A 14,685-nucleotide genomic window follows, 5' to 3' on the forward strand; every position below is an offset into this window, starting at 1 on the left:
AATAGATTTTTTTTGACAAATGATAAGAGTCAAGAAAAGGAAGTAATAACTTTTATGAATTAACAAATAATAAGGTAGAAGCAATTTGCTTCTTAGGCAGCATTTAGGAGGAGGTTTGTTAGAAATGGCAACTAGACAATCAGTTAATGAGCTAATAGAACAATGTACAGATGCCCTTAACTATGCTCAAGAGCAATGCAAGGAAGCAAGTCTCCAGGAACATTATAATAATGAACAATATATAGAGGCGCAAACGAATTTAGAGCAAGCATACAATGATTTGCATACAATGGACCATAGCGCCAATCAGCAGCAAAGAGAACAGCTTCATCGAATGAGACTGCAAATAGAGCAAATGCAAAATAAAATGACGCTTCAGTCGCACTAAGGGGGAGAAGGATGAAAAAACGGTCCAAACAAAATAATCCAGAGCAAAAAAACCGCAACGGGATAAATAACCAAGATCTAGAACTTGGAGCAGATTATGATGTTGTAAAATTATCCAAAAAGAAATATGAAAACTCAGGCGGACAGCCACAGAAATCAAAAACACGTGTAGAGCAATAAAAGCATCCAAAGGTCTATCCAATCAGTCAATTTTCTTCTATTGGATAGATCTTTTTTGGTTGGATAATGCTATTTTATCTATATTTGCAATTTAAAATTTTATAAGCTAGCTTTTTTGCTAAATGCTTAATTATCTCTATAATTAATGGGAACTAGAGCGATGGGGGGAGCAGTAATAATGACAAACAACCCCTTTCTTGTATTAAGAAAGAGGTTGGATTTCTGGCTGCTGGATGCGCTTTTTCTAGTTAATGATTAATGTTAGAAATATGCTGATGAGCATGTTTCAATTGATGATCAAAAAATAAACTTGTTAAAATGCTTAAAACTAATAAAAAGAGCAAAATAGGAATAAGGCTTGCCATTCCAAAATGATCCACGATAAATCCGCCTAAAAGGGGGCCAATCATTCTCCCGGCGGTGGCGGTACTATTGATAATTCCTTGATAAAAACCTTCTTTTCCTTTTATTGCAAGCTGGTCTGCAAGAGTTGGAACGGCCGGCCATACCAGCATTTCTCCAATTGTTAAAATAATCATGGCAGTTAAAAATCCTGCAAAAGCAGTTGCCTGTCCGACAAAGGCAAAGGAAATGATAAAGATAATAACACCAATCACCATCTGGCGTTTTAATTGTGGGCAAAATCTTTTGGTGAAAAAAGTAATCAAGGGCTGCCCAAATACAATAAGACCGCCATTAACTGCCCAAAGCAAGCTATACTTGGATAAAGGAATATTCAATTCCTGTGTATGTGTAGATATAGTCGCTTGCCATTGCACATAGCAAATCCAACATAAAAAATAGCCAAAACATAAAATCATAAGTGCAGCAAGTTTTGTATTTTTTTTGCTCGCCATTCCGTGGTCATTAAGAACAGATGTTTGTTTATTGTCTGTATGTATCTGAATATTTTTATACATAAAAAAGGCAATAAAAAAGAATAGGACATACATAAACATATTAACTGCAAAAATAAGCTGAAAAGATACGCTTGCAAGAATGCCGCCAATGGCTGAACCAATGGCAACACCTGCATTTTGTGCAACATAAATGCTGTTAAAGGCTTTTCTTCCACCTTCTGGCCACACATTGCCTGCCATTGCATACATGCTTGGATAAATAATTCCCGAACCAAAACCTGATATAATAAAAAATAAACAATATGGCATCCAGTTATTCCATATCGTTAATCCTAGCAAAGCCAAAGCGGTGATAAAGATTCCGAGGAGAATAGAAAAATAGCCGCCTATTTTATCATATAAACTTCCGCCAACTAAATTGCCGACTACACTTGCTGCAGAATTGAGCATTAAGATAAACCCAGCAATTGTTAATGTTTTTCCTAAGTGATCATGAATATATATAGTATTTAGCGGCCATAAGAGGGAAGATCCCGTGACATTTACTGCCATACCGATAATTAAAAGCCAAAGAGCCCGTGGCATAAAAATCCCCTTTACACTATTTTGTTTTTTAAACATGCAGGATAAGTGTAAGTGCTTTTTTCCCTTCCTGCAATACAATCAATTAAACGCAAAAGATTTAATGTTTTCAGAATACAAATAGCCTATGAAAAATGTATATATTTTTTTGTGAATAAAATTTTATCTTTTTAAAGCAAATATGCTGATTTAATTGAAAAATAAGACTTTTTAGACTACATTATAAAAAGAGACTACCGTTTGAGATGAGTCCACTAAAAAAGTTGAATTGGTGGATGGAATTATTTTGAAATCGGCTTTTGAACAATAGATGGTTTCTTTTAATTGCCCTTTCCATCATATGCAAATATAAAAAAATTAAGTTTTTCAGTAGCCTGGTTTGGGATGCGGGATATCTTTTTTAGGAAGGAAAGAATGTATGACTAATATATGCTTAATAAGACATGGAGAAACAGATTGGAATGTACTTGGCAAAATACAAGGAAAAACAGATATTCCTTTAAATGCAAATGGAATGCAGCAAGCAAGTATGTGCAGAGAGTACTTAAAAGCATTTGATTGGGATGTAGTTGTAACAAGTCCTTTAATTAGGGCAAAAAAAACGGCTGAGATTATAAATGAATCACTGCAGCTAAAAATAATTGAGATGGAAGAATTTAAGGAAAAAAGCTTTGGGGATGCCGAAGGGAAAACAAGGGAGGAAAGAGAGAAACTATATCCAAATTTAGAGTATCCAAATCAGGAATCTAGAAGTGATTTAATTGATCGAATTATGGCCGGTTTGGAGAAAATACTTTCCGAGTTTCCTAATCAAAAGGTTTTATTAGTTGCACACGGCGCTGTCATACATACCCTTTTGCATACATTGTTAGAAGATCAAAGTGAATTAAAGAGCACTTATTTAAAGAATGCTTGCATTAGCAATATTTTTTATCAAGAAAATAGATGGAGTGTAAAAAACTATAATATAATTGATCATTTATCTATATAGAGATACATAATAGGGAGCTGAGAGAAATGGAAAATAAATACGGCGCATATATGGACAAAAAATTAACGGTAAATCCAACAAATAATGGAGAATTAAGAGGCATGAGCTTTGCAGTAAAGGATGTTTTTGACATAAAAGGCCATAATTCTTCTGCAGGAAATCCAGACTGGCTTCAGACACATGGACCAGCAAAAACAACAGCTTCATCTTTACAAAAATTGTTAAATAGCGGAGCGGTTTTAAAAGGGACGACTATTACAGATGAGTTAATGTACAGTTTAAATGGAGAAAACTTTCATTATGGAACGCCAGTTAACCCGGCAGATGAAAAAAGAATTCCAGGGGGATCATCATGCGGTTCAGCAGTTACAGTTGCAGCAGGATTAACTGATTTTTCAATCGGAACAGATACAGGAGGTTCTGTGCGAATACCTTCATCTTATTGCGGCATCTTTGGAATGCGCCCGACACATGGGCTTATTGCAATTGATGGAGTTATTCCACTTGCTAAAAGTTTTGATACAGTAGGTTGGATGGCAAAAAATGCAGATATATTATTAAAAGTTGGCAATGTGCTAATAAATAAAAAAACAGTGGCAGCTCCATTTACTCAATTTGTCCTTGCAGAAGATGCATGGAAATTAGCAGATGAAAAAGTGATTCCGGTATTAAAACGTATTTTAGAAACAAAGGTGTCAATAAATTCCTCCACTATACTTGCTGAAGAAGGATTAGAAGAATGGAAAGAAGTATTCCGTGTTCTTCAAGGCAAAGAAATATGGCAGGAGCATGGGGATTGGATTAAAAAAGAAAACCCAACATTTGGACCTGGCATTAAAGAAAGATTTGAAATGGCAAGCAAAATTACAGAAGAAGAAGTAGAGTCCGCAACAAAAAAAAGAAAAGAAATTGTGAGAAAAATGAAGGAACTATTAAAAGAAGATACAATCCTTATCATTCCTACATCCCCAGATGTTGCTCCATTATTGAATTTGCCGACAGCGGATTTAGAGGAGAAAAGAAGCCAAACTTTACAATTATGCTGTATCGCAGGTTTATCTGGTTTGCCGCAGGTTAATGTTCCTGTTGCTAACATAGGCGGAGCACCAATTGGATTATCTTTTATTGCTGGGGAAAATCAGGATATTCGACTATTGCAGTGGGTTGCTGATATGTTTGGTGCCAATAAATAACGTTCACGATTAGAAGTTATCACCATATAATATAGTTGCCAGTACAAAAAAGTAATGACCGTTTTCGAATGAAATGTACTTTTTGGGGCAAGTGCTGTCATTGGAAATCCCTTTTCTAAATAAGCAATCTATATAGATGAGGCAAATGAGCCTGATACAGGGAGTTAAATGCTTTGAAAGCCTACTTGCATCCTAGAAAGAAATACAATACAATAAATAAAAGATATAGGGATCAGCATAGATAAGGAATAGTAAAGATGATTTTTTGAAATAGAGAGCTGACGTTTGGTGCAAGTCACGCCAAAAAACATTTTGAACTCACCTTTGAGCTGCAAGTGTGAAGGAATAGTAATGCTTGCCGTACTCCGCGTTAAGGGCTAATGAAGCGAGTGAATTATTCACTAATGTGGGTGGTGCCGCGGGAGATATACATAGAACCTCTCGTCCCTATTTTGGGATGAGAGGTTTTTTATTTGCTTAAATAGCAAAATTTAGAATCAGTTTATTATAGGAGGAAATAAGATGAGTTTTAATCATCAAGAGATAGAGAAAAAATGGCAAAAACATTGGGAAGAAAATAAAACATTTAAAACAGGTGAAGAAAAAGGGAAAAAGAAATTTTATGCACTGGATATGTTTCCATATCCATCAGGTGCGGGTCTTCATGTTGGCCATCCTGAAGGATATACAGCAACAGATATTCTTTCTCGTATGAAAAGAATGCAAGACTTTAATGTTCTGCATCCAATGGGATGGGATGCATTTGGTTTGCCTGCAGAGCAATATGCTCTAGATACTGGAAATGATCCTGCAGTTTTTACTCAAAAAAATATTAATACATTCAAACGCCAAATTAAGTCATTAGGATTTTCTTATGATTGGGATCGAGAAATTAATACAACAGATCCAGAATATTATAAATGGACACAATGGATTTTCTTGCAATTGTTTGACAAAGGTTTGGCATATGTAGATGAAGTAGCGGTTAACTGGTGTCCTGCACTTGGCACGGTTCTTGCCAATGAAGAGATTATTGATGGCAAAAGTGAACGAGGAGGACATCCTGTTGAAAGACGTCCAATGAAACAATGGATGCTGAAAATTACAGCATATGCAGATCGTTTGATTGAAGATTTACAAGAAGTTGACTGGCCAGAAAGTATTAAAGAAATGCAAAGAAACTGGATTGGGCGTTCAGAAGGTGCGGAAGTAACCTTTTCTATAGACGGAAGAGAAGAGACTTTTACTGTATTTACAACAAGACCAGATACATTATTTGGTGCAACATACGCAGTATTAGCGCCAGAGCATGCACTTGTTGACAAAATTACAACAGCAGCACAAAAACAGGCAGTCAGCGATTATTTAGATAAAATTAAAAGCAAAAGCGATTTAGAAAGAACAGATCTTGCCAAAGAAAAAACAGGTGTATTCACAGGTGCTTATGCAATTAACCCGGCAAATGGAGAAAAAATGCCAATTTGGATTGCAGACTATGTGCTTGTAAGCTATGGCACAGGAAGCATTATGGCTGTTCCAGGACATGACGAAAGAGATTATGAGTTTGCCAAAACATTTGATCTGCCAATTAAAGAAGTAGTGGCAGGCGGCAATCTGGAAAAAGAAGCCTATACAGGTGATGGAGCGCATGTTAATTCAGAATTTTTAGATGGTCTAAAAAAAGCTGAAGCTATTGTGAAAATGATTGCATGGCTTGAAGAAAAAGAAATTGGAACGAAAAAGGTTACGTACAGACTTCGTGATTGGTTATTTAGCCGCCAACGTTATTGGGGTGAGCCGATTCCAATTATTCATTGGGAAGATGGTACAATAGAAGGCATTCCAGTGGAAGAATTACCATTAACATTGCCAAAAACGACGGAAATTAGACCATCTGGCACTGGGGAGTCTCCTCTTGCAAATATTGCGGACTGGGTAAATGTAGTTGATCCTAAAACTGGTAAAAAAGGAAGAAGAGAAACAAATACGATGCCCCAATGGGCTGGAAGCTGTTGGTATTACTTGCGCTATATTGATCCGAAAAATAGTGAACAGTTAGCAGATCCAGAAAAAATTAAAGAATGGCTTCCGGTTGATATTTATATTGGTGGAGCAGAACATGCTGTATTACATTTGCTTTATGCTCGCTTCTGGCACAAAGTTCTTTATGATTTAGGAATTGTGCCAACAAAAGAGCCGTTCCAAAAATTATTTAACCAAGGAATGATTCTAGGGGAAAATAATGAAAAAATGAGCAAATCAAAAGGAAATGTAGTAAATCCTGATGAAATTGTAGAAACACATGGTGCTGATACGTTGCGACTTTATGAAATGTTTATGGGACCTCTTGACGCTTCCATTGCTTGGTCAACAAAAGGCCTTGATGGGGCAAGACGTTTCCTTGACCGCATATGGCGTTTAATTGTAGAGGATAGTGGTGATCTTTCTGCGAAGATCGTTCCAGCAGAAGAAGCAAATGGGCTAGATAAACTATACCATCAAACAGTGAAAAAAGTGACAGATGATATTGAAGGACTACGCTTTAATACCGCTATTTCACAATTAATGGTATTTATTAATGAATGCTATAAAGCAGATAAACTTCCAAAAACGTATGTGGAAGGATTTGTAAAGCTATTGTCTCCGATTTGTCCACATATCGCAGAAGAGCTATGGACAAAATTAACAGCTGAAAATACAAGCATTGCATATGAAGCTTGGCCTGCATATGATGAAGCAAAACTTGTGGATGATGAAGTAGAGATTGTTGTACAGATCAATGGAAAAGTGAAAACAAAATTAATGGTGCCAGCGGATGCAAATAAAGATGCATTAGAGCAAATTGCTATGGAAGATAGCCAAGTAAAAGAGCAAATTGATGGGAAAACAGTCCGCAAAGTAATAGCAGTACCAGGTAAATTAGTGAATATCGTTGCAAATTAATAGAAAAAAGGTTCAACATTGTACACACTTTGTTGAACCTTTTTTATTAAAAACATACCATTTGCATCTTTATTTTGTTTATTTTATAGTACAAGGAGCAATCTCTATTTTCACAGTGAAAATCAAATGAATGAATAGATGGAGGAATAAAAATGGAAGAAATTAAAGAAATAACAACAGCAGAATTAGAAGAAAGGTTAAGTAAAGGGGAAAATATTGAATTAGTAGATGTTCGTGAAAATGAAGAAGTAGTACAAGGCATGATTCCAGGTGCAAAACATATTCGTATGAATGATATTCCAGAAAATTTAAATTATTTTTCAAAAGACAAGGAGTATATCTTTATTTGCCGTTCTGGAATGAGAAGCGAGAATGTATGCCATTATTTGCAGGACCAAGGTTTTAAAGTAGTCAATATGGTTGGCGGCATGCTTGATTGGAAAGGTCAAACGGTTTAAGTTTTTTATAAGAGGGGAGATAGGCAGGATTTGTCGATTTTTGTAGAAAAATAGCTATATACGCAAAAACTGCAGCAAACCTCTTTGAAATTGATTAAGTAGCATTTTTTTGTCTATCCTATTAAGGGAAATTTATTCTTTTTTAGGGGAGAAGGATAGGATGATAAAAGTAAAGCTATTTGATCAGGAACATGAAAAAGATTTAGAGCTGGAAATGAATAAATTTTTAGCAAAAATCGAAGAGAAAAAATTAATTGATATTAAGTATAATGTTGCCGCAATAACAGAGGAGGAGGATGAACAAATTTATTGTTTTTCTTCCATGATTATTTATAAAAGCTGAACGCAATGTGCGTTCAGCTTTTTTTTGCAGCAGACAGTGCGGCATTTACACCAGCGAGTCTGCCTGTAACAAATGCAGACGTAATATTATATCCACCTGTATAGCCATGAATGTCCAATATTTCTCCACAGAAAAACAAACCATTCAGTAATTTTGATTCCATTGTTTTCGGAGATATTTCTTTAATGGATACCCCGCCGCCTGTAACAAAGGCCTTTTCAATTGCAAGTGTGCCATTGACATGAAAAGAAAATCCCTTGCATAACTGCACAAATAATTTTAATTTTTCCTGAGAAATAGTTGCACCTTGACTAGCAGGATCGATTTGCGATTGTTCTAATAAAAATAATAAATATCTTTCTACAAGCAAACCTTTTAAAGTATTTTTAATCGCCTTTTTTGAATCGGTTTTCACCATTTCTTTAATATCTGCCAATAATTTGTCTTCTTTTATGTTTGGAAAAGAGTCGATTGCAATAGTTACCTCTGGTAGATTCCATTTTTTCATCGCTTTGACAACAAATTGGCTGCAGCGCAATACTGCTGGTCCACTAATGCCAAAATGAGTGAAAAGCATGTCCATTTGATGGGTAATAATTGGTTTTCCTTTTGGATTTAATACACTTACAGCAACATCTCTGAGTGATACTCCTTGTAATACTTTTTCTTTAATAAATGCTTCTTTTGACGTAACTGGCACTTCAGTTGGAAATAGTTCGGTAATGGTATGTCCCGCTTTTTTTGCCCAAGCATATCCATCCCCAGTAGAGCCGGTATGAGGAACCGATTTTCCGCCAACTGCGATAACCAATGAGTTGGCTGTTTCTGTAGCTCCATTTGCAAGGATGACTGTTTTGCTAAAATCTTCATTATATTGAATGGTTTTTACAGGGCTATTTGTCAATCTTTTAACACCTAAACGATTCAGCTCCTGCAAAAGAGCATCAACAACGGATTGAGCTTTATCAGAAACAGGGAACATTCTTCCATGATCTTCTTCCTTTAAAGTAATTCCTAGATTTTCAAAAAAAGCAATAATATCTTCATTATTAAAAATGGAAAAAGCGCTATAAAGAAATCTTCCATTGCCAGGAATATGTTTGATGATTTCCTCAACAGGCAGGCGGTTTGTGACATTGCATCTTCCTCCCCCTGATATGGCTAGTTTTCTGCCAAGTTTATCTCCTTTATCTACCAGCAAAACTTTTGCGTTGTTTTCTGCTGCTCCAATTGCGGCCATTAAGCCAGATGGCCCTCCGCCAACAACAATTACATCATAATTCATTTGGCACTCAACTCTCTTTTTCATCAATTTCTTTGATACAAAGTAGCGTTTCTAATCAAGAAAGGGTACACTACTAATAGTGTGTTTTAAAGTATTCATAAAATCTTCTTAAAATAGTGTTTGTATCTGGATATTTTCATGTTAAAATACTTTGTCCTGTTCATCATTCACCTTTATTTTAGGAAAAAATCAACTCCGCAAGAGGCGGAGAGAAAGCTTCAGTTTATCCGGCATTAAAGGGTTTTTCCCCTCCTGAGAAATGATTAGAGGGCAGGGGGATTTAAGCGGGTAGAAACAAACTTGCCTATAAAAGCCCGCTTGGTGTAACTGGCAATCAGCGGGGAGGAAAAAACCACTGATTGAAGTTTCGCTTTATAGAGATCCATTTAAGGAAGGGATTTTATGTCATCATCAAAACTTTTGCGAGGAACATTTATTCTAACATTAGGAACGATTATATCAAAAGCATTAGGATTATTCTATGTAATCCCATTTAATATGATTGTTGGAACACAAGGTACTGTACTTTACCAGTATTCTTATGTAGTTTATTCGATTGTAATTAGTATTGCAACAGCAGGTATTCCCCTTGCCATCAGTAAATTCATCTCCAAATATAATGCGATGGGAGAATATGCACTAGGAAGGCGTTTGTTTAAATCAGGGCTGCTTGTTATGACATGTACTGGATTTATTGCGTTTCTTGCGGTGTATTTAACAGCTCCCTATCTAGCAGAAATTATTATAACAGATGATGATTTGCATTCAACTGTTGCAGAGGTCACAACGGTTGTCCGAGCTGTCAGCTTTGCCTTAATTATTGTGCCGCTTATGAGTTTAATTCGTGGGTTCTTTCAAGGGCATGAATCGATGGGACCTTCCGCAATTTCTCAGGTAGTAGAGCAAATTGTACGTATTGTCTTTTTGCTTGGTGGGGCAGCGATTGTTATTTATATGTTAAAAGGCTCCATTTTAACAGCTGTCAGCATTGCGACATTTGCGGCATTTATTGGTGCTATTGGGGGGCTTGCCGTCCTTTTATGGTATTTCCGAAAAAGAAAAGCAAATTTGGACAATCTTTTGTTGGATGATAAAGGCCAGCTGGCCGATATTTCACTGCCGACGATGTATAAAGAAATTTTAATATCGGCAGCACCTTTTGTGTTTGTTGGTATAGCCAATCCCCTTTTTCAGCTTGTAGATACAGTGACATTTAATCTAGCGATGGTGAAGATTGGGCTAGGGGCTGTATCAGAAACTGCTTTAACGATTTTTAACTATCAAACACATAAAATTGTGATTATTCCAGTTTCATTGGCGACTGCCTTTTCACTTGCTCTTGTGCCGCTAATTACACGAGCATTTGTAAGTAATGATCAAAATAGCGTTAATCATAACTTGGACCAGACATTTCAGATTTTGCTTTTTATAACACTTCCTGCAAGCGTTGGTTTATCTGTATTAGCGGAGCCTGTATACCGTTTGTTTTATGGAACAGAAGAGCTGATGCTAGGAACAGAAGTATTAAAAATGTATTCCCCTGTGGCTATTCTATTTTCCCTTTATTCGGTTACAGCTGCAATCTTGCAAGGAATTAATGAACAACGTTTTACTATATTAAGTTTATTAGTAGGAATATTAGTAAAGCTAACACTGAATATTCCCTTTATTGAAAGATGGGAAGCGACAGGAGCAATTATGGCAACTGCTTTAGGGTATGCGGTGGCTATTCTTATTAATTTAGTAGTAATTAAAATATATGCTAATTATTCATTTAAGCTTATCTTTAGGCGAGGGGTGCTTATTGCGGGATTTACAGTTGTGATGATGATTGGAACAGAGCTTGTCTATAAATTGCTAAGGTTATTTTTATCGACAAATTCTGTTGTTTCTTCCTTTTTATTACTGATTGTAACAGCGCTAATCGGGACCGTTATTTATGCTTTTTTAGCATATCGAACAAAACTGATTTATATTTTATTTGGCGATAGAGCGGAGCGTATTAAACGAAAGCTGCACCTGCCTTTTTAATCTTAATTATTTAGGGTGTGTGAAAACATGAGAATTGATAAAATGTTAGCTAATCTTGGCTATGGAAGTAGAAAAGAAGTAAAAATGTTGTTAAAAAGCAAGGCTGTTAAAGTGAATAATGAGATTATTAAAGATGCTAAAGAGCAAGTGGATCCAAAACGTGATGTTGTAACCCTATATGGAGATATTGTAGAATACAAAGAATTTATCTATTTAATGATGAATAAACCTCCAGGTGTCATTTCAGCCACAGAAGATACAAGAGAGGAAACAGTGATTGATATATTGCAAATAGAAGATGCTGTGTTTAATCCTTTTCCTGTCGGCAGACTAGATAAAGATACAGAAGGGCTGCTAATTATAACAAACGATGGAAAACTTTCTCATCGCCTTTTATCTCCAAAAAAGCATGTGCCAAAAACTTATTTTGCTGTTATTAGCGGAAAAGTGACAGAAGAGGATATAGAAGCATTTCGAAATGGGGTTATATTAGATGATGGATATGAAACAAAACCAGGAGAATTAAAGATTTTAAAAGCTGGGGAAACATCTGATATTGAATTAACTATTTCTGAAGGGAAGTTTCATCAAGTAAAAAGAATGTTTGAAAGTGTTGGGAAAAAGGTGCTTTATTTAAAACGCATTTCAATGGGGCCGCTAGCGCTTGATGAAACATTGGAGCTTGGGGAATACCGGGAACTGACAGAAGAAGAAATATTACTTTTGCAAAATTATGAAGCAAAAGAAGGCTAAGTGGGAGTACTTAGTTTTAAAGAAGTCTTTCAAAATTATTTTGAAGGCTTCTTTTTTATTATATCAGCGGAAAATTATCTTGTAACTAGTTAGTAATACTTTTGCGAAATATTTATTTAATAATTGTAATGATTTTGTAACCTTTTTTCCTTATTTTCCTTTATACTAAAGAGAGAATAGTAAAAAGAAAGTGTGGAAGCAAGATGGAAGAAAAGCAAGAGAAAAAATCAACAAAGTCAAGAGTTTTAATCTATGGAACTAGTATTTTTTGTGTTTTTTTAACAGGAATATTCATATTGAATATTCTGGCTGAAAAAACAGAAGGAAGCATGAGGAAGCAAGTAGGTACACTGCAAGAAAAAAAATTATACCATAAGCCATTGCCGCAAGATAATGCATTGATTAATGAACAGAAAAAAACAGCAGCAAAAAAGCTGCAAGCAGAAGAAAAGCATAAAAAAGTAGTTTACTTAACATTTGATGATGGTCCATCTGCTGCATCATCTTCCATACTAGCACAATTGAAAAAATACAATGCAAAAGCAACTTTTTTTTATTTAGAGCCTAATATGGAGACATATTCAAATATGGTGATTCAAGCACATAAAGAAGGGCATTCTATTGGACTTCATGGCGTAACGCACAATGTAAAGAAAGTATATGCTACTACTACCTCTGTTGTTGAAGAAATGGATCGAACAAATGAAGAGTTAGAAAAAATTATTGATCAAAAAAGCATGTTAATTAGAACTCCTTATGGAAGCAAACCATATATGAATGAAAAGTCGATAAAAAATGTGGAAAAAGCAGGCTATATTATATGGGATTGGGATATAGACAGCCGAGATTGGTATTATCAAGATAAACGATATGTAAAAGACACGATTAAGCAATTAAATAGTTTAAAAGATAGAACACCTGTTATTCTTATGCATGAACGTCAGGCGACAGCAAAACAATTAAGCCAGTTATTGGACTATTTAGATAAACAAGGGTATGAGTTTAAAGCAATTAATGAATATATGGAGCCGGTACATTTTTAAAAAGAAATGGATAATCGATCAGAAACCATTTAATAGCATCATCTCATATCAAGGGCATTTGGGGAGAGAGAAAAAAGATAATAGACGAATAAATGCCCGTTTATTCATTTAGGCAAAAAGAAGCTGTCCTATAAATATTTCAATATTTATAGGACAGCTTCTTTATTTATCAATTATTGTCAATCCATTTTTTTGCTGTGTAAGCAATCATTTGCAGTAATAACATATTCATCACTATTTAGGATGTCATTTTGACTTTTTTCCTTGTTGTTGTCCATTTACCACGACTAGGGCTTTGCACTAAATCGTTATAAGCCAAAACATTCAAATCTCTTTGAATCGTTCGCGGAGTAATACCAAATTCCTCCACTAGCTCTTGTGTTGTTACAGTTCCACGCTTACTAATAAACATGTAGACGGATTTGATACGGTTTAACATCCGGTTAGTTGAAGGTTTCAATAAACCACTCCCTATCCATTTTTCAAACCTTTGGCAAATTCCAGCGACCGACAGCTTATTTGAAGACTTAATTCTCCAAGCGTATGTAATTTTCTTTTTTACAGACAACTCCTTTTCAACTGACTAATAGTGAACAATAAAGATGTCAAACCTCTTACCCTTATTGTACCCCTATTTTATGATTAATTCTACAACATTTGCTTAAATTTACAAAATATTTGCTTTATAATGTCTCTTTCTATCACCTCCTGTTTGAAATTCTAACATTAGTATGATAAATACTATGGGGTGTAAGCAATATTTATGCAAATAGTCGGAAAAATTTTTAAATTTTTTAGGTAAATTTAATCTTTACGATAATTTTGCAGAATTAGAAAGGAATTTGGTATTAGCTATTCGGAAAGACATATTCCGATTAAATGCTTTTGCAGAAGAACGAAGCATTTAGTTTGGTGTGAATGCAACCGATAGAACATAGGCTATAACGAATGGCTTAGCCATTTAGCCTAGGCTGTCTTTTTATATAACAGGCTTTTGGCCCCATATATGTAAATTTCATTTTATCATTTTGAAATAATCATCAATAAATTCCCTATGGCTGCCGACCATAGCATCTGGCATTTCATGATAAGGAAAAAATGCTAACTGGATCGCTTCTTCTTTATTTAAAACTAAGGAGCCTTGATATGTTGAGGAATAAAACACGGCAGTAACAGAATAAAAAGGATCTCCATTTGCAGCAACTGTAAAAAAGCGATCACCAGAGTATAGATGATGAAGCTTCAATTCTGAAACGGTTAAACCAGTTTCTTCTTTTACTTCTCTGATTGCTGTTTCTTCTGACGATTCTCCGAGTTCCATTAAGCCACCAGGAAGGCCCCATACACCATAAGGATGAGTTCTTTGCTGCAGTAAAATTTGTTTGTTTTTATCTAATATAATGACAACAGAGCCGACAAGAATAACAGGCATTTTTCCTACTAATTTTCGTAATTCTTTTATATAATCCATTGTTATATTCCCTTCTTTCTTTTCTTTCTATTATTATTCTACATAAAAATTTATGTAGGATAAAATAAAAAAACAATTGGCTAATTATGTAAAAAAATGATGGTTTTATTTTTCATTGAAGGTGTTTTGTGGTATGTTTTCTATAGTATTTGTATTTGTATTCGT

Annotated in this window: 14 protein-coding genes and 1 other annotated feature; of the genes, 10 read left to right on the top strand and 4 right to left on the bottom strand. The window is 35.1% G+C overall.

Annotated features, from left to right (window positions below):
* The first annotated feature begins 124 nt into the window (after positions 1-124).
* Together NCCP28_RS20850 and NCCP28_RS20855 are read left to right on the top strand one after the other, a co-directional pair.
* Positions 125-388 carry a YtzC family protein gene (locus NCCP28_RS20850; RefSeq protein WP_248563147.1) on the top strand — a complete coding sequence of 88 codons (264 nt, stop codon included), beginning with the start codon at positions 125-127 and terminating at the stop codon, positions 386-388.
* A gap of 11 nt (positions 389-399) precedes the next feature.
* On the top strand, positions 400-567 hold the full coding sequence (locus NCCP28_RS20855; RefSeq protein WP_248563148.1) for a glycogen biosynthesis protein GlgD: 168 nt from the start codon (positions 400-402) through the stop codon (positions 565-567).
* A gap of 248 nt (positions 568-815) precedes the next feature.
* Here NCCP28_RS20855 and NCCP28_RS20860 read toward each other — a convergent pair whose 3' ends face one another.
* On the bottom strand, positions 816-2,012 hold the full coding sequence (locus NCCP28_RS20860) for an MDR family MFS transporter (protein WP_248563149.1): 1,197 nt from the start codon (positions 2,010-2,012) through the stop codon (positions 816-818).
* Between the two features lie 415 nt (positions 2,013-2,427).
* Between NCCP28_RS20860 and NCCP28_RS20865 the strand changes: the two genes are divergently transcribed.
* From NCCP28_RS20865 to NCCP28_RS20885, 5 genes are all read left to right on the top strand, one after another.
* The gene (locus NCCP28_RS20865) at positions 2,428-3,000 is read left to right on the top strand and encodes a histidine phosphatase family protein (RefSeq protein WP_248563150.1); all 573 of its coding nucleotides are present in this window, start codon (positions 2,428-2,430) and stop codon (positions 2,998-3,000) included.
* Between the two features lie 26 nt (positions 3,001-3,026).
* Positions 3,027-4,193: an amidase gene (locus tag NCCP28_RS20870; protein ID WP_248563151.1), complete on the top strand. Its 1,167-nt coding sequence runs from the start codon at positions 3,027-3,029 to the stop codon at positions 4,191-4,193.
* 229 nt (positions 4,194-4,422) lie between these two features.
* Positions 4,423-4,645: a binding site (T-box leader), on the top strand.
* Between the two features lie 70 nt (positions 4,646-4,715).
* Positions 4,716-7,136, top strand: coding sequence for a leucine--tRNA ligase (leuS, locus tag NCCP28_RS20875; protein WP_248563152.1), 2,421 nt, complete (start codon positions 4,716-4,718; stop codon positions 7,134-7,136).
* Between the two features lie 152 nt (positions 7,137-7,288).
* Complete coding sequence (locus NCCP28_RS20880) at positions 7,289-7,594, top strand: rhodanese-like domain-containing protein (RefSeq protein WP_248563153.1); 306 nt, start codon at positions 7,289-7,291, stop codon at positions 7,592-7,594.
* 160 nt (positions 7,595-7,754) lie between these two features.
* The gene (locus NCCP28_RS20885; RefSeq protein WP_101178656.1) at positions 7,755-7,937 is read left to right on the top strand and encodes a sporulation protein Cse60; all 183 of its coding nucleotides are present in this window, start codon (positions 7,755-7,757) and stop codon (positions 7,935-7,937) included.
* Positions 7,938-7,950: 13 nt separating this feature from the next.
* Here NCCP28_RS20885 and NCCP28_RS20890 read toward each other — a convergent pair whose 3' ends face one another.
* A complete protein-coding gene (locus tag NCCP28_RS20890) occupies positions 7,951-9,222 on the bottom strand; it encodes a BaiN/RdsA family NAD(P)/FAD-dependent oxidoreductase (RefSeq protein ID WP_248563154.1) in 1,272 nt (423 codons plus the stop codon).
* A 402-nt stretch (positions 9,223-9,624) separates the two neighbouring features.
* Here NCCP28_RS20890 and NCCP28_RS20895 point away from each other — a divergent pair, with 402 nt between their 5' ends.
* The 3 genes from NCCP28_RS20895 to NCCP28_RS20905 all read left to right on the top strand — a co-directional run bounded on the left by NCCP28_RS20895 (position 9,625) and on the right by NCCP28_RS20905 (position 13,049).
* On the top strand, positions 9,625-11,253 hold the full coding sequence (locus NCCP28_RS20895; protein WP_248563155.1) for a putative polysaccharide biosynthesis protein: 1,629 nt from the start codon (positions 9,625-9,627) through the stop codon (positions 11,251-11,253).
* 27 nt (positions 11,254-11,280) lie between these two features.
* Positions 11,281-12,006, top strand: a complete 726-nt coding sequence (locus NCCP28_RS20900) for a pseudouridine synthase (protein ID WP_248563156.1) — start codon at positions 11,281-11,283, stop codon at positions 12,004-12,006.
* A 296-nt stretch (positions 12,007-12,302) separates the two neighbouring features.
* Entirely contained in the window at positions 12,303-13,049 is a 747-nt protein-coding gene (locus NCCP28_RS20905; protein ID WP_248563157.1) for a polysaccharide deacetylase family protein, read from the top strand.
* A gap of 238 nt (positions 13,050-13,287) precedes the next feature.
* Here NCCP28_RS20905 and NCCP28_RS20910 read toward each other — a convergent pair whose 3' ends face one another.
* Complete coding sequence (locus NCCP28_RS20910; RefSeq protein WP_016202849.1) at positions 13,288-13,509, bottom strand: DeoR family transcriptional regulator; 222 nt, start codon at positions 13,507-13,509, stop codon at positions 13,288-13,290.
* Between the two features lie 555 nt (positions 13,510-14,064).
* The gene (locus NCCP28_RS20915; RefSeq protein ID WP_248563158.1) at positions 14,065-14,520 is read right to left on the bottom strand and encodes an NUDIX hydrolase; all 456 of its coding nucleotides are present in this window, start codon (positions 14,518-14,520) and stop codon (positions 14,065-14,067) included.
* Positions 14,521-14,685 lie beyond the last annotated feature (165 nt).

The organism is Niallia sp. NCCP-28 (assembly GCF_023168165.1).
Classification (GTDB): Bacteria; Bacillota; Bacilli; order Bacillales; family Cytobacillaceae; genus Niallia.